A 19571-nucleotide genomic window follows, 5' to 3' on the forward strand; every position below is an offset into this window, starting at 1 on the left:
CGCACGTCTTATACGAATGCACAACGCGCCCGGCGGCGCCGACCACGGGGTCGGCGCCGCCGGGCGCGGGGGTCCTGCCTCAGGCGACCTCGCTCGGCACGGCCACCGGGGCCGGCGCGGGGGGCCTCTATGCTCTTCGTCAACCCCAAGGTGCCGGTTCTGGGATGGTTTGCCGGGATGGGGTTCATGCGGTTGCTGGGGTGTTGGTTCGGGGTTCGCGGGGCTCGTAGAAGGTGCCGTCTCGGAGCATGGCGAACAGGACGCTGATGCGTTGGCGTGCGAGGCGGAGGAGGGCCTGTGTGTGGGTCTTGCCGCGGGCGCGTTGTTTGTCGCATCCCCAGCATGCGGTTGAACAGGTTGCGATCGGCATCCTGGCCCTGGTCGCCGGGCAGGACGTTGAACCCGCCGACGACAGTGACGGCCGCGGCGGACGCTGGCGCATCACCCAAGGCACCGCCTACGACCGCGTCGTGTCCACCGTCGACCCCGAAGCCCGGCACGTGCACAAGACCCGCTCCCACCAGCAGGACGGCTTCAAGGCCCATCTGGCCATCGAACCCGAGACCGGCTTATACACCGCCGTCGCCCTGACCCCCGGCACCGGACCGGAGCATCACGAGGCCGCCGTCGGTCTCGACCTGCTCGCCGACGAGGACGTCCCCGTGGACGCCTTCGGCGACACCGCCTACTCCACCGGCGACGCCCGCCAGGCCCTGGAGGAGGCCGGGCACCGGCTGTTCTTCAAGCCCGCCCCGCTGCGGGCGCCGTCCCCGGCGGCTTCACCCTCGACGACTTCGCCATCGACACCACCGCCAACACGGTGACCTGCCCTGCCGGACACACCGTCGAGCTTTCCCAGCCCGGCGGCCGGCACCAGCAGCGCAAAGCCTCCTTCGGGGGCTTGTGCACCGGATGCCCGCTGCGCGAGCGGTGCACGAGAGCCAAGGCCGGACGCGTCCTGACCATCCGCCCGCACCACGACCTGCTCGCCGCCGCCCGCCACCAGGCCGCCACCGATCCCGACTGGCAGGCCGACTACCGCCGCTGGAGACCACCGGTCGAACGCGCCGTCGCCTGGCTCGTCCACCGAAACAACCGCAGACTCCGCTACCGCGGAACCATCAAGAACGACACCTGGCTCCACACCCGAGCAGCCGCCCTCAACCTCCGCCGACTGATCAACCTCGGACTCACCCGAACCGACGGAATCTGGCACCTCGCCCCAGCCACCGGATGACCAGAGGAGGCCGCCCGGCCCCGGCCGGACAGCCCCTCAACAAGATCTTCATGAGTCTTCTAGAAGCGGTCCAGTTGGGCGAGAGGGCGGACCTGCCACCGAGACCGCTCACGACCGCTTGCTGCTCGCGCAGCCAGCCGTTGTCAGGGCATGTGCTCGCCGTACTCGGCCAGCAGAGCCCGTAGCCGGAGAGCCTGGTCGTCGTCAGTGCGACCTTGACGTTTGCTCTTATTATTCCGCTTCCACACCCCAAGTCGCCGTTCGGCGGTATCGGAAGCGTGTGCTCGTGGCATCCGGCCGTGTTCGGTCGCCCAGACGCACAACTCGGCCAACGCAGCGTTCCAGGCGTCTTCCTGTGGTGTCCACGCCCAGCCCGGTAACTCTTCCAGAACGGCTCTGCGCTCCGCGTCACAGATAGCCCGTCGGCTCCGGAAGGAATTGATCCAGACGCCTACCCTGTGGCCACTCCACTCTTCCCTCTGCTTGATGCTGCCGACACTGCGCTGGGTCTCGGCGGCGAAGTTCTAGAGGATCACGACCTTGGCCAGAAATCCCTCCTCGAACGGGTCCCAGCTCCAACCGGGTATCGACGCCAGGGCTTCGAGCTTCCATACGGGTAGGTCCTCGCCCTGGTCGGCCAGCCGCTTGCGGGTCATACGAATATTGTTCGCCCACACGGTCGCCTCGCGCGCTTCCATCGCGCCGTGCTCGTTCAGGATGGCCGCTCGGTAGCGGTCGCGCTGTCGGCGGAATGACGCGTCGTGGGCATTCTCGGTCGACCACGAGTCGATGATGGCCAGACGTCGGGCGCGCTCATCATCCAAACCGCCACTGGCCGCCAAGGCGCGCTGTTTTCGGACCCAACGGGCCAGATCGACGCCATCGACCGTGACTTCCCGATCGCTCGGGTAGCAATGGCCCTCGATATCCTCGTAGTCAACGAGTGCGGCATACATCCGCGCCCACCGTTCCTTGTGCAGGTTCCGCTCGACGTGAAGCGCGGCTTCCCCGAGGCGGTCGCGAATCCACTGCACTGCAAGAGGTCGGTTCTGTGGACCGGCGAAGGAATCCTCGCGATAGCGATAGGCCTCGGCCTTTCCTACCAAGCCCAGCCCGACCAGGTGGTCCAGCACGTCGGCGGCGGCGTCTTCGGCAACAGCCAGGAACCCGACGACCACATCGAACGTCGGATCCAGTGGTGCCAGGGGCGCCTCGCGGATCCGCACCACAGTCAACCCCGCAGCGCGCAGCCGGGCAGCCTTGGCTGCGTCTTTTTCCTCCTTGCCCTCATGCCACCAGACTCCGTCGAACTCCAACACAAGAGACGGGTTGCCGTGCTCATCGAGGGCAACGATGTCGACGGCCGCGCTGCGCCCGTCGGCGTCCGGCACCTGTTTGCGGGCCTGATCGATGCGTAGCACGGTGGCGAGCTCAGCCTTCAGCTGAAGCTCCTGTACCGAGGTCCCCACCAGGCGGCACTTGGGACACGTCTTGGTGCCGTTACCTTTCCTGCCCCCGGTGAAGGCGTTCACGATCCGCCGGAACGAAGGGTGCGCGGGGTTGATGTCGCATGCCCACCACACCACTTGGCTGCTGCCGACGCGCAGTTGGTCTGCGGTGATGCCCGAGCGCTCAGTGTCCAACCTCGGGACGTCGTCCGGATAGAGGTCCGAAAAACGGTTGGTGGAAGAAATGCGGTGGCCGGCGCAGAACGGGCAGCCCCGGCCGCGGCCGTCGTCCGGCCAGCGGTGGTCTTCGGCCTCCGAGCAGGCCCGGATACCGTCAGCATCCGTCGTGATCAAGTAATCCCCCCCACAGCTTTAACCTGCGCAAGCCCCCCATCAGGGCACTGCGACATGGCATAGCACATGCCGCTGACACTCCAGTTGAGACCCGGCTCCCGGTCGTTCCAGGTCGAAGTACACGAGCGGGCCGGGCGCCTGGCTTCTGCCCACACACCCGGAAGCCTCCCACCTCGCGCCCTGGAACGGGGGCGCGCCGTGGAAGGCTTCGAGGGCGACGACGAAGATTAGAAGAACGAGGTGACCGTGGAGGGGACGATCACCCGTGAGTACTGGCCTGGTCCCCAGGCGTCTGCGACGACCATGCCCTGTTTCTCACTTGCTGCTCGCGTCACTGGAAGGGGGCCAGCCCGTCGGTGGGTACGAGCGATGTCTGTTCGATCAGCGGCAGGATGATCGGACGTAGCAGCAGGATGGCCAGGATTCGGCGTTCTCCGCAGCCGAGGCGAAGTTGACGGATCGAAGCACCCATGGCCCGGGTAGGGATCGGGACGCGGCGAGGCGTTGGTCAGAGCCTTCCTCTGGTCGGGCAGGCGGTCACTCACGGTGTGGTCGGGCCCGTCAGCACAAGCCACATCATTGCGGAAGGTGTGTGCCGGGCGGTCAGCGGCTCTGGCCCGGGTGCCGGCGGGTGCGCTGCGGTGCGCGGCGGGGGCGTCGTGCGGGCGCGGTCCGGCTTTCGGACTCGGCGGGGCAGGCGGCGGGTGAGGAGAAGCCGCCCAGAACGCCCGGCCGGCACTGCAGCGGTGGGCTGAGCGGTGGCGGGCTGGGGTCAAGGGTGCGTCGGGGCTGGGCGGCGCGGGCGAGGACGGTGGCGTTCGCACGCTGTCCCGGGGGAGAGCTCACCGTGATGGGCGGGTGTTTCCGCCGGGCGGATTCGGTCGGGCTTTCCAGGAGCGTCGGACAGCGACTGGGCGAAGGGACCACGGCAGCCTCGGTGCTGCTCTACATTGCCTGACATGTCTGCAACTGTTCGCCTCTCCTGGGGCCCTTGGCGTGAAGTCCGTCCTATGAAGGGCTTCGGACACGTCCACTTCGTAAGGCACGAAGACGGAAGAGAAGGCGTGCTGAAGTCGCCGCGGCCGAGCGGGGGCGGCAAAGTCAACGACACCACGCGGCAGCGCTTCCACGAGGAGGTGCGCCGCATGCAGCAGTTGACCCGGGACGGGGTCACGGGCATCGTGCCGGTCCTCGATGCCGACCCGGACGATCCACCGCAGTGGTTCGTCATGCCGAAGGCTGTGAAACTGCGCGATGTCCTCAGCCCGGATGGTCGGTCGGCCGAGCTGCGGAAGGCGGTAGAGGTGATCCTTCAGGTCGCCGACACTCTGGCTGTGCTGGCCGAGCGGGACATCTCGCACCGGGACATCAAGCCCGACAACCTCCTTCACTACCAAGGCCGGCCGGCGGTCGCGGACTTCGGTATCGCCGCGTGGCCGGAGCGGCCGGAGCTGACGGCCGCCACCCAAAAGATGGGGCCGAGGTACTTTCTCGCGCCGGAGATGCGGTTCCCCGAGCCGGGCACGCCCGGCTATCCGGCGGATGTGTGGTCGCTGGCCAAGTCGCTGTTCGTGCTGGCCAAGGGCCTGAAGTACCCCCCTGAGGGCACCCACTACATGCAGGGCAACGAATACTCGCTGTGGGCGCAGGGTGGGGAAGCGGCGATGGATCTGGCCCCGGTGATGGAGGCGGCGACCGCCTACGAGCCGCGCGACAGGCTGACCATGGCTGCCTTCCGCGACGAGCTCGCTGCGTGGCTGGAGCTGCATCCGGGCCCGGTCGCACCCGCCCACCCCGCAATCCGGCGGGGCTTTCGCGCTCTGGAAGCGGCCACCGCCGACGTGCGGCGTCATGAGGAGGAGTTGCGGCGGCTCCTGCCTGATCAGATGCGACGCCTGGCCAAGGCGCAGCACGGTGAGAGCGACCGCTGGCTCCCGTCTGCCTTGGCTGAACGGCACCCGGAGGGTGTGCGGCTGATCGACCTGCACGGCTATCCCGATGATCCCGAGTACGACACGGGGGTCGACGGCATGGCGGTGTTGAGCACGGTGCCGGACGCGGCAGGACGTCGGATCGTGCTGGGCGGGTTCCTCATGGGGACCATCACGACCTTGGCGGCGGAAATCCAGCAGGATGGCAAGGTGCTGGCCAGCCGGGATGAGGATGTGAATGTTCTTCTGCCCAGTGCGCTGGTTGCCTTGCGGCGTATCACCGGTGAGGTGGCGGTCGCATACGCCAAGCTTTTGTGACACGGGGCCGATCGCGCGTGCCGGCCTTGGCGGAGCGGGACACGCGTGATCTGGCTGCTCTGCGGGAAAGGGGAAAGACCATAGTGGGCCGTGGTCCCGTTCGGTTGTCCTTCTCAGCGCCCTGGGGGCGTGGGCCGGGCCGGGGCGCGTCGTCCGGCAGTTGGGGGTCCAAGGGCGCGGCGGCTGGTCACGGCGTTCGTCGTAGGACTCTGCCTGGACCGCTGAATACCGTGACCGAGCAAGGTGTTCGGCGGACAGAACGATCAGGTTTCAGACTGCGATGAACAGCTGCGGGAGTTCCTTCAGGCGTTGCGATGACGTCGTGTAGCCGAGGACTGGCAGGCGTTCGGCGATGCTCTCGGCTGTGGCTTCAGGCCCTGCGACCTTGCGGACGTCGTGCCAAAGATCCGTGCGGCTTTGGAGCGGCAGTTGAACGGGCAGCGGGTCCGGTTCCACGCGAGTGACCGGGCGTTCCTGGCCGCGTTGCTCCAGGGCCTGCCGCGACAGGTGCTGCGCCGGATGCGACTGCTGGTGCGGCCGGACACGCTGCTGCGCTGGCACCGTAATCTCATCGCGCGCCGGCACGCCGCCCAGTCCCGGCCGAAGCGCGGAGGCCGGCCGCGCACCGTGCGCTCGATCCGGGCGCTGGTGCTGCGCCTGGCCAGGGAAAATCCAGGCTGGGGCTATCGGCGCCTGCACGGTGAACTGCTCGTGCTCGGGGTGAAGGTGGCGGCATCCACGGTCTGGGAGATCTTGAAGGAGGCCGGAATCGACCCGGCACCCGCACGCGCCTGCAGCACGTGGGCGGACTTCCTGCGCTCTCAGGCCGACGCCCTGCTGGCCTGCGACTTCTTCGAGGCCGTCACCCTGTCCGGGGCCCGCTTGTACGTGTTCGCCGCGATCGAGCACGCGAGCCGGCGGATCCGGATCCTGGGCGCGACCGCGCATCCGACCGCCTCCTGGGTGGTCCAGGCGGCGATGAATCTTGTCATGGACCTTGAGGGCCGGCTGCCGGGCGCGCTATCTGATCAGGGACCGGGACGGGAAGTTCCCGCGGTTGTTCGACCAGGTGCTCCAGGACGAGGGTATCGAGGTCGTGCTCAGCGGCGTCCGGATGCCGAGAATGAACTCGATCATGGAGCGGTGGGTGCAGACCTGCCGGCGAGAACTGCTGGACCGCATGTTGATCTGGGATCAGCGTCATCTCCTGTACGCACTACGCGAGTTCGAGACGTTCTACAACGAGCAGAGGCCGCACCAGGGCCTTGCGAACGCCCGCCCCCCACCTGCTGCCCGTTCCGATCGAGGACCGGGACCGGATCGCCCGTCTGGACATACGACGACGAGCGCGGCTTGGCGGCACCCTCCACGAGTACCAGCATGCGGCCTGACCAGCACGGATGAGGTATTCGGCAAGCGCAGGGCTGACGGTCAAGACGCTGCCCTTGCCGAAAACGTCATCCATTGAGGTCATGCGGCATGTCGGTACTCGTGGAGAATGCCGCCGAGGCGATCGCGGCGGCGTCTGTCGAGGCGGTGCGGGGCACCCGGATCGCGTCCATCACGGCGGTGAACCGGGTGCAGCCGTTGTGTTCCCGCCGGCGAGGGCGAAGGCGAGCGGGCGGCCGACGGCGTCGCAGACGAGGCTCACCAGGGTGCTGCCCCGACCGGGGATCGGCCGGGGCAGTGGTGCCTGTCGATGCGGGATGTCAGTCGGTCGGCACCAGGCGGGCGTTGGCCCAGTCGGCGTGGTCGAAGCCGACTCCGTTGCCGCCGTCGGTGACGCGAAGCGTCAGCTGCTGGACCGAGGTGACATCGACGTCGATGGTGCGCGCCGGGTCGTTCCCGGTCATGACCGGGGTGGTCGCGATCACTTTGCCGTCGGCGACCACCTCGAAGGCGATGGAGCCGTTGCTGCCCACCTCGTCGTCCACGCCCACCTGGGTGATGAAGCGCTTGTACCGTCCGTCGAGCTGGACGGAGACCGAGCTGGCGGCGTGCACTCCGAGCCCTTTATAGAACCGGGTGTCGGCGATCTGCATGATGTTGCCGTCGCCCCTGTTGTTTTCGCCGTTGGACATGTCACGCTCCACCGGGCCCCAGCCGTTGGACTCTGCGGCGAAAGGCAGCTCGCTGACATAGGCCACGCCGGGCTGCGGAACGAAGACCCGCAGCTTGCTCTCCTTGGAGAGGGTCGCGTTCTTGCCCTGGAGGTCGACGCTGTAGCGGGCCGTCACTGTCAGGTCAGTTCCGCTGTTGACGGGGGCGTCCGCGGGAGCGGTGATCTTCCATGTGGGAGTGAGGGCCTCGCCCTGGGCAAGCGTGGCGGCGCTGGTGCCGGTGCCGGTGATCTTCCAGCCTGCCGGCGCATCGGCGGCCTCGATCGAGACGTCCGTGACAGGGCCGTCAGGGGTGAAGCGCCCCGTTACTTCTGCCGTGGCACCCGGCTTGATCTCCACCTTGTCGGGGGTGAGGGCAAGGGTCGCGGTGGGAACACGGTTGACCGCCTTGTCGCAGGTCGTCAGGCCTGGCTTCGCGTGGCAGGCGATGGCGGCAAAGCCGCCGTTGGCCGGCACGGGCACGGAGAGGGTGTCTGTCCGCTCCACGATGCGGGACTCACGGACCAGGCCGTTGCTGCCGTCGCGGACGGTCTCGACGAGCCACTCTCCGCCGGGGAGGAAGCTCAGCGGGACATTTTCGGTGTGCGCGTCGCGCGCGGAGATCGACCCCAGGAACCAGCGATTGTTACTGCGGCGGGCGATCGTCGCGTCCTTGCCCGGGAGGCCGGAGACGAGCTTGGTGTTGTTCCAGACCGTAGGCACCTGCTCCAGGAAGCGCTCCAGCTCCGGCCGGGCGCGGTAGGCGTCCACGGTTCCGGCAAAGTTCTGGAAGCCCGACTCGTACACCACGGACAGCGCCAGCTCGGCGGCCTCGGAGTTGGGGTGGCCACCCACATGGAGGTCCATGGGGGTGTAGTCCATGGAACCGACGACGTTCCGGGTGAAGGGGTTCGTGGTCATGTCGGTGATGGTTGCCCGCCCGTTGGGCCCGTCGTTCGCTCCGCCCCCGTACTCCGCGCCTCGGACCGCCTCCAGCGCCATGACGTGAGGCCAGGTCCGCTGCATGCCGTTGGGGATGGTCGCACCGTGGAAATTGACCATCAGCTTGTGCTCGGCCGTTGCCTTCAGTATTTCGTCGTACCACTGAAAACGGCTCTGGGATTCCGAGTCCATGAAGTCGATCTTCAGGCCGACGACGCCCCACTCATTCATCTGTGTCAGTGCGGTGTCGCGTTCGGCCTTGGTGTCGAGGTCGGTCCAGGGCATCCAGGCCATGATCTTGACGCCTCGCTGGGCCGCGTAGCGGACGAGTTCGGGCATCCACGTCTGGCCCTTCCAGCCGTCGTCGACCAGGGTGTACTCCCAGCCGTGGGCGGCGCTGTAGTCGACGAACGACTTCTGTGCCGCCAGACTGGCCTGCACGGGGTGGCCCCCGGCCAGCCAGGACCATGCCACCTTGCCCGGCTTGATCCACGAGGTGTCCGGGATCCGCGAGGCGGGGGCGAGGTCGTCAGTGAACGTCGACTCGGTGACCGAGGCCAGGTCACCGATCATGGCGGTGCGCCAGGGAGTGGTCAGCGGGCCGTTGATGTCGACGTCGGAGTCGGACAGCTTGAGGGTGTAGCGGCCGCTACCCGAGGTGTGGGCCAGCTGACTTCCGGCGTAGTGGCCGTTGACCCCGGACTCCGACAGCAGGATGTAGGAGTCCTGCACGCGGAACAGGGCAGGGTATCCGAAGGAGCCGGTGGCGGCGTTGTCGGCCGTGATCTGGGTGTGGTGCTCCTCGTGGCCGGCCTGGTACTTGGTGAGCCATGCCGTCGCGTTCCCCGGGAGCTGGAATGCCGACTTCTCCTGACTCACGGTGCCGCTCGTGGCGCCCGGCAGGTCGTAGCGGTAGGCGACACCATCGTCGGAGACACGGACCACCAGGTCGATGCGGGTGTCGTTGGCACCGGTGAAGGACAGCCGCGTCTCGTTCATCTTCGTGGAGCGGTCCAGCCGCTTTCCGGTGGTGGCCCGGTAGGTCTCCTCCACCAGCTTGTCACTGCGGCCCGTCGGCCGCAGGCCCTTCGACAGGTCTGCCTGGGAGGTGACCAGCCCGACGGGGGCCGGCTCGAGCACGGTCGTGCTGCCCCTTCGGACCCCGAAGGACAGTTCACCGCTCGTGTTCAGCGCGACCGTGGCGGTCAGAGCCTGCCCGGAGGATCCGGGCTGACTCACCGTCCAGCTCTGCGCATCGCCCTCTGCGTGCGCGGCCGGCACGGTGAGAGTCGCGAATCCAAGCGCGGCAGCCAAGGTAGGCACCAGCATGGACAACGTTCTGGAAGTGGTTTTCATTCGTGTCATCACCTTTGTGTTCAGAGGTAGACGAGTGAGGACTAAGGTGCCGCGCTCCTCCTGCCGATGCAGTGACGGACCGTCAGGTTGCAGGGTGTAACACCCAAGCGACACAGGAAGGAGGGGATGCGGTACCTCGGGGGAGGGGGAGTTGACGGCTGGTGCGCCCACGGGGGGCAGGGGCGGGCGCCGTTGGCGCCTTGATCGAAGGCGAGTTTCTGCTGGGATGCAGGGGCGGCGGATACCGACTCGGCGTGGAGGTCGCCACCGAAAATGCTGGCCCACCAGGAAGGTGCCTCCCGGCCCGGAGGCCCAGCTCCTGGTCCTCTGTCCCGACTCCGGCAGGTGTGGCCGTGCCTCGGATCTTCGGATGACTGGAGGGGGCGGAGTGATGGAGGGTCTCGGCGGGGAGCGGGGCTTAACGGCCATGGAAGGTCCTTCGGCGGGGGGTGAAGGCGGCGTGCTGGAGGGTGCCGTGCCGGGTGGGCCGGGGGTAAGGCCGGGTGCGGGCTGTGCGGTCGAGCAGCAGCTCGGCAGCATGGTGAGGCGGTCCGGCCTGGGAAGGGTCAGTGGGGCAGGCCGACAGCGCGTTCGCCGTTACGACGCTGCTGGATGACGACGGCGGCGACGAGGAGGACGCCCTGGGCGACGTTCTGCCAGAAGGCGTTGATGCCTTCGACGGTGAGGCCGTTCTCGAGGCACCCGAGAAGGGCGACGGCGAGGAGGGTGCCGCCGATTCCGCCCTTTCCGCCCTTGAGGGCGGCGCCGCCGAGTGCCGCAGCAGTGATGGCCTTGAGCTCGAGCCCTTCGGAACCGGAGACGGGCTGGCCGGAGCCGGTGCGTGCGGTGAGCAGGATGCCGGCGAGGGCGGCGACGATGCCGATGAGGACGTAGACGCAGATGAGGTATTTGTTGATGTTGATGCCGGCGAGGCGGGCGGCGGTGTCGTTGCCGCCGATGGCGTAGAGGTTGCGGCCGATGTCGGTGTACTTGAGGAGCAGGTGCACCGAGAGGGCGACGACGACGAGGATCCAGACCATGACGGGCAGCCCGGCGATTTTGCCGCGGCCAAGGAAGATGAAGACATCGTTGTTGAGGACGTAGCCCTGGGCGCGGCCGTCGGACAGGAGTTGAGCGAGACCCTTGTAGGCGGCGAGTCCGGCGAGGGTTGCGATGGTGGGGTTGACGCGGCCGTAGACGATGACGAGGCCGTTGACCACGCCGATGAGCAGTCCGACGCCGATGGCGGCGACCATGCCCACGAATGCGTTGGAGCCGGTGGTGGTGAAGACCATGGCGCTGACGACGGAGGCGACGCCGACCTGCGAGCCGACGGAGATGTCCAGGCCGCCGCAGATGATGACGACGGTCTGCACGATGGCGAGCAGGCCAGTGATGGTGGCGGCCTCGGCGATCACCTGCATGTTGGACAGGCTCAGGTAGTTGTCGTTGAGGATCCCGAACAGCGCCAGTATGAGAACGAGGGCGCCGACGAGGCTGGCGTTCTGCCCGCTGATGCCGGCGAGCAGCTTCGGCCGGGACGACGGTGTGGCGTGGGAGGGTTCCTTCGCGGCCGGGGTCGGGGTCGGGGTGCTGGTGAGGCTCATGATGCTGCTCCGGAGGCGCTGGTGGAGGCGATGTCGTCGGCCATGGCGAGGGCGAGGATGGATTCTTCGGTGGCTTCGTCGTGGGGGAGTTCGCCGGTGATCCGGCCGCTCTGCATCACGACCACCCGGTCTGCGAGGCCGAGGAGTTCGGGGAGCTCGGAGGAGATGACCAGCACCGCGACGCCCTCGACGGCAAGGTCGGCGATGATCTGGTAGATCTCAGCCTTGGCGCCGACGTCGATACCACGCGTCGGCTCGTCGAGGATCAAGACCTTCGGCTTGCGTGCCAGCCATCGGGCCAGGACGACCTTCTGCTGATTTCCGCCGGACAGCTTGCGCACTTCGTGGTTGACCGACGGAGTACGCACCCGCAGCCGGTCTGTGTATTCCTGGGCGAGCGAGCGCTCGGCCCTACGGCGCACGAAGCGGAAACGGCGCAGGCGGTCCAGGACGACGAGTGAGGTGTTCTCGCGGATGGTCTGCTGCAGGAACAGGGCCTGGGCCTTGCGTTCCTCGGGGGCGAGTCCGAGGCCGGCCCGGATGACGGCGCCGGGCTTGCCGGAGGGCAGCGGGACGCCGTCCAGTGTCACGGTGCCGCTGCGGAAGGGCAGGTCACCGGCGAGTGCCAGGGCCAGTTCGGAGCGGCCGGCGCCGATCAGGCCCGCCAGCCCGACGACTTCGCCCGCGTGCACCTGGAGGCTGATGTTCTGCACGTCGTCGGTGGTGAGATCCCTGACGTCCAGTACGAGACGTTCGGTGGCCACCCGCTGGCGGACGAACATGGTGGACAGGTCGCGCCCGACCATCAGGCGCACCAGTTCGCTCTCGTTCGTGGTGCTCGCCTGCTGCACGCCGGCCAGGCTGCCGTCGCGCAGCACCGCGATCCGGTCCGCGAGTTGGAAGATCTCCTGCATGCGGTGGGAGACGTAGATGACGGCGATCCCCTGGTCGCGCAGCCGGCGGATGAGGGCGAACAGGGCGTCCACCTCGTGCTCGGACAGGGAGGAGGTGGGCTCGTCGAACGCGATCGCCTTCGGTGGCACCGTGCCGGTCAGTGCCCGCATGATCTCGACCAGCTGCCGCTGGGCCGGGGTGAGCCGGGAGCCGATCAGATCGGGATCGAGTACGTCGGCGAAACCCAGCCGCTTCAGGTCCGCTTCGATCCGGCGGCGCAGTTCGATCCGGTCCAGTACGCGGCCGGCCTTGCGGGGCAGGGATCCCGCGTAGACGTTCTCGGCGACCGAGATGTGGGGGATGATTTCCGGTTCCTGCGGGATGATCCGTATGCCCGCGGCGCGGGCAGCGGCGGGAGAGGCGAGGGCGACGTGCTCGCCGTCGATCAGTACATGCCCCACGGTCGGCTGGTGGTCGCCGGTCAGGATCTTCAGCAGGGTGGACTTCCCCGCGCCGTTCTCCCCCATCAGTGCGGTTACCTGGCCGGCGGGGAAGTCCAGCGTGACACCGTCGAGGGCAAGCACGGCACCGAAGCGCTTGGTGATGCCCGAGACACCGACGGACCGGGCCGCCCCGCCGACGGCGTCATCGGGCGATGGGAAGCCGGGATCGGTGGTCGAACTGCGGGCTGCGCTCATCGTGGGGTCACCTCAAAGGCGTTGTGCACGGGTGGTGGGTTCGGCCGGCCTGGCTGGCCTGGCCGGTGCGTACGGGCCGGGCCGGCCGGCCTCCCGCCGACGATCTGTCCGGTCGTCGGCGGGAGGGGCAATCAGTTGCAGGTGAGGCCGGCGCTCTTCCAGGAGTGGGAGTCGACCATGGTGGTGGGGGCGAAGGCCTCCTGCGGGAAGTCCTTGCCGTGCTTGAGCTTGTCGTACATGGTCTGGACGGCCAGAGCGCCGACGTCCTTGCCGTTGATGAACAGCGCCGCCTTCATGCCGGACGGCTGGTCCGACTGCCACTCCTTGCACGCGAGGTAGGCGCCCAGGCCGACGCCGATGATGTTGGCGGGACGGGTCCCGGCGTTCTGCAGGGCCGTGACACCGCCCATCACGTTCTCGTCGTTGCAGCCCCAGACGACCCAGTTCTTGACCTTGGAGTTGGCGGTGATCGTCGCGGCGATCTTGTCCTGAGCTCCGGTGGGTGTGTTGTCGGTGGCCACGTTGATGGTCTTCACTCCCGGAACGGCCGCGTCGAAGGCCTTCTTGGAGGCGTTGACCCGGTCCCCGCAGACCGTGACGTCCTGCTTCCAGGCGGAGATGACGCGGGTGTCGGAGGCCTTCCAGCCCGCCTTCTTGAACTCGGAGGCCGCGCGCTTGCCGACCTCTTCGCCCATCTGGGCGCCGCTGAAGCCGACCCGGGGCACGAGGTCGGCCTTGCCGCAGCTGGCCGGGTCGGGGCCGGTGGAGCAGATCTGGTCGTCGGATGTCAGCAGGGCGACCTTGCCGTCCTCGGCCGTGTGCACGACCTGGGGGCCCACAGCGGGGTCCGGGACGACGATGATGACGCCGTTGGTCTTCTGGGCGACGGCGGACTGGACCTCGCCCACCGTCTTGTTGGCGTCGTTGCCGAGATTGACGATCTTGAGGTCGATGCCGAGCTCGTCCGCCTTCGTCTTGGCTCCGGCGGCCTCGCCGACGAAGTACTCCTGGTCGCCCTGCTTCTGGAGATAGGTGAGGGAGATCTTGCCGTCCGCCTTGCCGACGGGGTCCTGCCCGGCAGCCTCCTTGCCCGAGGAACACGCTGTGCTTACGCCGAGGGTGAGCAGGAGGCCGGTGGCGACGGCGACATGCCGCTGGAATGCAGAGGACATGGTGAAGCTCCTTTGTGCTGGCAGCGACCACCGGAGAAGGCGTGTTCAGGGGTCGTGCGGTGAGGAGAGCGAGATGGCCGTCGAGCGGCCGGGTGCGGATGCTCGGAAGAGAGGTAGAACCTCAAAATCAACCAGAAACCATCAGGTTCAAACGGGCACACATATGACACTGCTCATTACGGGAGAGTGTCAAGCCTGTGTACGGGGGTGAGATGAGTCTGTGATGTTTCACCCGGGACGGGGTCGCTCATCGGTCTTGGCGGCCTTCGGCATGGCGCAACTGCCGTGCTCCGCGCTGGTCTTGTCGTCGGGGGCCGCTGCGGAAGCGGCGCGCCGCACCAGTTACCCGACGCCGAGGCGACGCCCGAGGTGAAGTTGGCGGGCCCGCACCGATGGACGGCGTGGCGATGCTACCGTCCGCCAGACCCTCGCGGCACTCCTTGTTCCAGGAGGTGACGGGTGTGGACGGGTCGTCGGCGAGCAACTTCTGCCAGGTGTTTGCGTACTTCTTGGTGCCGGCGCCCCTGAAGTCGATGGTGACGTCGGTGCCCCTGGTCCTGTAGGGCGCTGAGACCGCACGGCGGCCGGGATGTCACCGTCGAACGCGCCATGCCCTGCTCGCCGGCTGCCGCCGCCTGCCCTATTGCTACGAGCGCAAGGCCTAGCACTTCCTCGCCTTCACGAGCATCGCCTGCACCCTCATCTGCTGCCGCAGAGTCGCCATATGGGATCACCTCTCAGTGCAGGCCGATGCCGGCCGGGGCTGTGATGCGCGGGCTGGACTGCACGCGTCCAGACGGGGGACGCAACGGGCGGATGTCGAGTAGTTGACGGGACGTTGTCTCCATTGCAGGTGAGGGAGAGACGCGGCCCCTCGCGCGCAGCCGCAGAAGCCTGCTGCGGGGCGTCACCGGCGCGGCCGACCTGACCGTCGTCTCCGGTGGTCTACTGACGGCCTGCTCCAGCTCGTTGGGCACTAACCTCGAGCTTTCACGTGGCAGGGCGCCCGGTGGGTGATCAGAAACGTGAAGAGTGCTCCTGGCCTGCAACGATGAGGCTTGTCTTGGGTCCAGGTCGTCGCATGAAAGGAGCACTCTCCAGGCGAGGAAGCGTATCGGGGTGCCCCGGAGGGCCCGACGGCGTTCGATGCGACCCTGCTCGCAATGGCCTGATCGCCATCCGTGCATGTTTCGCATGAGAGAACCAAGATCGCGCATCTTTTTTGCAACAAGGCTTGCTCAGAATGCGCCTGGCCAGTTAGATGTGGGCACTTGCTCGGGCGCCTGGGCGGTCGCTGTGGCTGCGTACGGCGGCGGCCGACCGGCACGACCGGGGGCCTGCGGCAAGCACCTTGTAGATCTCCTCCGGCTCCGTTCCCAGGGCTTTTGACAACGTTGTCTATTGATTTCCACTCTGGAGGCATTGATGAAAGCAAGCCGGTATCGGGGCAGTTCCGGGAGAGCCCCGGCCCGGACTTCGCTCGCGAGACGCGCGAAGCCGGCCCCCAGGGGGCTGGCAGCCCTGATCGCGGGCGGACTGCTGGCCGCATTGGTCCCGTGGATCGGCGCGACAGGCCCTGCGGCCGCAGCCCCGTCCGAGGTGACTGCGGCGTCCAACGTCGAGCATGTCAATCCCCTCATCGGGACGTCGGGCGCCAACAGCACCGAGTACGGGGGCATGATTCCCAGTACGGCGCCCCCTTTCGCGATGACCCGATGGTCGCCGATGACCCGCACCAACTACGTCAGCAGGCTGCCCTACCACCACAACGACTCGAAGATCACCGGGTTCATCGGCACCCATCAGCCGGCGATCTGGATGGGCGACTCCGGCTACGTGGTGGGCATGCCCGGAATCGGCGCGGTCAAGACGGCCGAGGCGGATCGAGGCCTGCCCTTCACTCACGCCGATGAGACTGCCGCGCCGGACAAGTACACGGTGAACATGACTCCGGCGCCCGGGCAGACGCTCAAGGCCGAACTCACCGGAACCTCCCGGGTCGGGCACCTGCGGCTGACCTATCCCGAGGGGGCCGCGACGAACTTCGTGATGCAGGCCACCCGGTCCGGAATCACCGGGAATGTGCACATCGACCCGGCCAAGAAGGAGATCACCGGCTACAACCCCGACCGCCAGGACAGCAAGCTCGGCCCGTCCAGGGCACCTGGCTTCAAGGGGTACTTCGTCGCGCGGTTCGACACCGCCTTCGACAGCTACGGCACGGCCAAGGGTGCGACCCAGTTCGACGGTGAGGGCGACCGCACGGACCAGGACCTCGCAGGCTACGTCCGGTTCCCCGCCGGCAGCGAGACGGTCAACGTCCGGATCGGGACCTCGTTCATCTCGGTGGACCAGGCGCGGGCCAACCTCGACGCAGAGGTTCCCGACGGCCAGGGCTTCGATGCGACCGCGGCCAAGACCAGGGCCGCCTGGGCCGACAAGCTCGACCGAGTCGACATCTCCGGCGCCACGCCCGACGAGCGCACCACCTTCTACACCTCCATGTACCACGCGTTGCAGTACCCCTCGGAGATGTCCGAGCAGGGCCGCTACTACAGCGCCTACGACGATCAGGTCCACGACGGCGTCAGCTACACCGGATACTCGCTCTGGGACACCTTCCGGGCGCAGAACGCTTTCCTCACCCTCTTCGCTCCGGAACGCATCAACGACATGGTCACCTCGATGCTTCAGGACTACAAGCAAAGCGGCTGGCTCCCCATGTGGAAGAACCTCGCCGAGACCAACATCATGGTGGGCACGAACGCCGACTCGATCATCGCGGAGGCTATCGCCAAGGGCTTCAAGGGGTTCGACGTGGACCTCGCCTACGAGGCCGTCCGCAAGAACGCGATGACACCTCCCGACAAGGACACCGAACTGTGGTGGGGCGATCGGCAGCAGGGAACGCCCGCCGAGGCGCGCGCAGGCCTGACGACGTACAAGCAGAACGGCTGGGTCGCCGCCGACCGCACCGCGGAGGCAGGCAGCCGCACCCTTGACTACGCCTACGAGGACTGGGCCGTCGCACAGGTCGCCAAGGCCGTCGGCAACACCGACGACGCCACGTTCTTCCTGGACCGCAGCAAGAACTACAAGAATCTGTACAACCCCACGACGGGCTTCATGCAGGCCCGCAACTTCGACGGCTCCTGGAACAACGGCGGCTGGACCGAGGGCGACAAGTGGGTATACACCAACGATGTCGTGCATGACGTCCCTGGCCTGATCGCCCTCAAGGGCGGCGACGCCAAGTACGCCGAGTGGCTCGACAGCTACTTCGACGGCGGACACAACAACCAGACCAACGAGCCCAGCCACCACTCTCCCTACCTGTACGACTATGCCGGCCGGCCATGGAAGACCCAGGAACTGGTCCGCCAGATCGCCGACGAGAACTACCACGCCGCCCCCGACGGTCTCTCCGGCAACGATGACTGCGGCCAGATGTCCTCCTGGTACCTGTTCTCCGCGATGGGCTTCTACCCCGTCAACCCGGCCTCCGGTGAGTACGCGGTGGGCAGCCCCATGTTCGACAAGGTCACGCTTCGGCTGCCCGGGTCCACCAAGCCGCTGGTGATCAAATCCAAGGGCGCAGAACTCAAGCCGTACGTGAAGGGACTCAGCCTCAACGGCAAGAGCATCACCAAGCCTTTCCTGAGTCACTCCGACCTCACCGGCGGCGGACACCTCACGTTCACCATGGACGCAGCGCCGCAGAGCTGGGGCGCTTCGACGACCCCGCCGCCCGCGACCGGGAATCTCGCCCTCCGCAAGCCGGTCACGATGATCAACGGCACCCCGGCAACCGCCTGGGGCAAGCCCACAGAGAACGCCGTCGACGGCAATCTCGCGACCATGGCACAGGCGACCACCAGCGATCCCTGGAGCCTGAAGGTCGACCTGGGCGCCAGCACCGCGGTCAGCCGGATGGAGGTCAACCCCGACTGGGAGAACTACCCGGTAAGTTACGACCTCAAGGTCTCGGCGGATGGGACCAACTGGACAACCGTGGCCAGTGAAGCCGACTCCGGCGACACCACCGACTGCGCCGCCCACGGCGTCCAGAAATGCGGCCAGCCGCACTCGTACACCTTCCCCAAGGTGAAGGCCCGCTACGTGCTCCTGAGCGTCAACAGCTGGGTCTCCGCCAAGACCGGCGCACCGGCCACCGGATGGGGCTGGGCCCTCAACGAGTTCGGCGTCTTCGCCACCAGCTGAGGACCGGCCGGACAGCTGCCTGCCGAGCAGCTGTCCGGGCCGCCGGACCGGGTCTGTACAGCGAACGGTGGGACTCGGTTGATTTCTTCTACCGCCGGACGCCGATAGAAGAAATCAACCCGAGTTGCACCGCTCGCTGTACACACCCACCTCACGCATCGCGGCCTCGACCTCTACGAGTACGGTCACGGTCCCAGCTTCTGACTCATCGGGCGTGCGTAGACGATCAGGGCGGCGTTCTGCGCTGCTGCACGGCCCACTCCACTCCCAACCCGGCGAGTGCGCGGAGCTGCTCGGCGTCGAGTTTGTCGCGGCGTGCTTTCTGGTTGCCGATCCAGAAGCCGGTGCGGTGCTGTGTGTCGTCGGGGAGGACCTCGACGTGGCCCCGGTCGGGCATCGCGCCCTGACGCTTTTGGCGATTATGCAGGTCAGTTGGTTGCCGGTCGGTATGACGTGTTCGGTTTCACCGCCCTGCTGCGGCTGCTACGCCCACTCGACTCCGAGTTCTGCGAGGGCGGCGCGCTGCAGGTCGGTGAGTTTGTCCCGTCGCTGCTTGGTGTTGGAGACCCAGATGCCGAGCTTCACGTCGTGCTGTTGGTCTTCGATGATGATCCGCTCGGTGTGCGACCGGACGATGGCGTGTGTCCCTTCGCGTGCGATGTATTGCGCGAGGGCTGCTACGCCCCGCTGGAAGGCCGCTGACGCCTTGCCCGCCCCCTTCGCTGCAGCCTTGGCGGCCGGGGCCGGACGCGCAGTGGGCTTCACGCCCAGTGCGGTCAGCCGTTCCTGCTGCTCGGTGGTCAGCTGAGCCCAGGAGGAGTTCGCCTGCCTCTCCAGCCACCGGCCCAGATCATCGCCCTCGAACAGCACGCCCGGCTCGATGGCCGGCAGCGCCCCGTCGGCGTCGAGCAGGTCGGCGAGCACCCGGTAGTGCCGCTGCCAGTCGAGTGGCCAGGGGCAGTTCCAGTCCTGATCGATCGCCGTCAGCTGCGCGGCCCGGGTAGCTGCCCGCTCCGTGTCCTTGCCCAGGCCGCCCTTTCTGCGGAGGTTGGCGATCAACTGTCCGATGGGCACCAGGTCGCTGTCGCGCTCGCCCCACACGGCGTCCTGGCGCGGGGCCAGGTGTCCGTGTGCGCGGTGGTACGAGCGGAGGGCGGCGAGTTTTGTCTCCCATGCTTCGTCTCCGGGTTCCCAGACCATGCCTTCGGCGTCCAGTTGCTTCTTGCGGTGGTGATGATCTGCGGGGTTTTGTCGGTGGTGGTTCGGCATCGTGATGTCAGTTCGGTGGCGCGCT

The 19571-nt window shown here is 67.4% G+C and carries 10 protein-coding genes and 3 pseudogenes; 4 read left to right on the forward strand and 9 right to left on the reverse strand.

Going from position 1 to position 19571, the window contains the following annotated elements; all coding sequences use genetic code 11:
• Positions 1–359: 359 nt before the first annotated feature.
• A pseudogene (locus OH809_RS43385) lies at positions 360–1237 on the forward strand (transposase); the annotation flags it as partial.
• Between the two features lie 524 nt (positions 1238–1761).
• Here the strand turns inward: OH809_RS43385 and OH809_RS43390 are convergent.
• Positions 1762–3039 carry a helicase associated domain-containing protein gene (locus tag OH809_RS43390; protein WP_406415274.1) on the reverse strand — a complete coding sequence of 426 codons (1278 nt, stop codon included), beginning with the start codon at positions 3037–3039 and terminating at the stop codon, positions 1762–1764.
• A gap of 331 nt (positions 3040–3370) precedes the next feature.
• On the reverse strand, positions 3371–3511 hold the full coding sequence (locus tag OH809_RS43395) for a hypothetical protein (protein ID WP_406415273.1): 141 nt from the start codon (positions 3509–3511) through the stop codon (positions 3371–3373).
• Positions 3512–4049: 538 nt separating this feature from the next.
• On the opposite strand from OH809_RS43395, the gene OH809_RS43400 reads away from it, so the two are divergent.
• Positions 4050–5288 (forward strand): protein kinase domain-containing protein, encoded by a 1239-nt coding sequence (locus tag OH809_RS43400; protein ID WP_406424614.1) that lies wholly within the window; start codon positions 4050–4052, stop codon positions 5286–5288.
• A 270-nt stretch (positions 5289–5558) separates the two neighbouring features.
• On the opposite strand, the gene OH809_RS43405 is transcribed toward OH809_RS43400, so the two are convergent.
• Entirely contained in the window at positions 5559–5873 is a 315-nt protein-coding gene (locus OH809_RS43405; protein ID WP_406425455.1) for a hypothetical protein, read from the reverse strand.
• Here OH809_RS43405 and OH809_RS43410 point away from each other — a divergent pair.
• Positions 5808–6679 (forward strand): annotated as a pseudogene (locus OH809_RS43410) (integrase core domain-containing protein). The gene OH809_RS43405 and the pseudogene OH809_RS43410 overlap by 66 nt on opposite strands.
• 318 nt (positions 6680–6997) lie before the next feature.
• Here OH809_RS43410 and OH809_RS43415 read toward each other — a convergent pair.
• The 4 genes from OH809_RS43415 to OH809_RS43430 form a co-directional block, all read right to left on the reverse strand.
• The gene (locus OH809_RS43415) at positions 6998–9658 is read right to left on the reverse strand and encodes a glycoside hydrolase family 97 catalytic domain-containing protein (protein ID WP_406415271.1); all 2661 of its coding nucleotides are present in this window, start codon (positions 9656–9658) and stop codon (positions 6998–7000) included.
• A 593-nt stretch (positions 9659–10251) separates the two neighbouring features.
• Positions 10252–11292, reverse strand: coding sequence for an ABC transporter permease (locus OH809_RS43420; protein WP_406415269.1), 1041 nt, complete (start codon positions 11290–11292; stop codon positions 10252–10254).
• Positions 11289–12884 (reverse strand): sugar ABC transporter ATP-binding protein, encoded by a 1596-nt coding sequence (locus OH809_RS43425; RefSeq protein WP_406415268.1) that lies wholly within the window; start codon positions 12882–12884, stop codon positions 11289–11291. Before OH809_RS43425 ends, OH809_RS43420 begins: the two co-directional genes overlap by 4 nt.
• 131 nt (positions 12885–13015) lie before the next feature.
• Positions 13016–14056 (reverse strand): substrate-binding domain-containing protein, encoded by a 1041-nt coding sequence (locus OH809_RS43430; protein WP_406415266.1) that lies wholly within the window; start codon positions 14054–14056, stop codon positions 13016–13018.
• A 1425-nt stretch (positions 14057–15481) separates the two neighbouring features.
• Between OH809_RS43430 and OH809_RS43435 the strand changes: the two genes are divergently transcribed.
• Positions 15482–18277 carry a GH92 family glycosyl hydrolase gene (locus OH809_RS43435; RefSeq protein ID WP_406415264.1) on the forward strand — a complete coding sequence of 932 codons (2796 nt, stop codon included), beginning with the start codon at positions 15482–15484 and terminating at the stop codon, positions 18275–18277.
• 226 nt (positions 18278–18503) lie between these two features.
• Here OH809_RS43435 and OH809_RS43440 read toward each other — a convergent pair whose 3' ends face one another.
• Positions 18504–18674 (reverse strand): hypothetical protein, encoded by a 171-nt coding sequence (locus tag OH809_RS43440; RefSeq protein WP_406415262.1) that lies wholly within the window; start codon positions 18672–18674, stop codon positions 18504–18506.
• Between the two features lie 86 nt (positions 18675–18760).
• A pseudogene (locus tag OH809_RS43445) lies at positions 18761–19504 on the reverse strand (helicase associated domain-containing protein); the annotation flags it as partial.
• Positions 19505–19571: the final 67 nt, after the last annotated feature.

The organism is Streptomyces sp. NBC_00873 (genome assembly GCF_045207415.1).
Classification (GTDB): domain Bacteria; phylum Actinomycetota; class Actinomycetes; order Streptomycetales; family Streptomycetaceae; genus Streptomyces.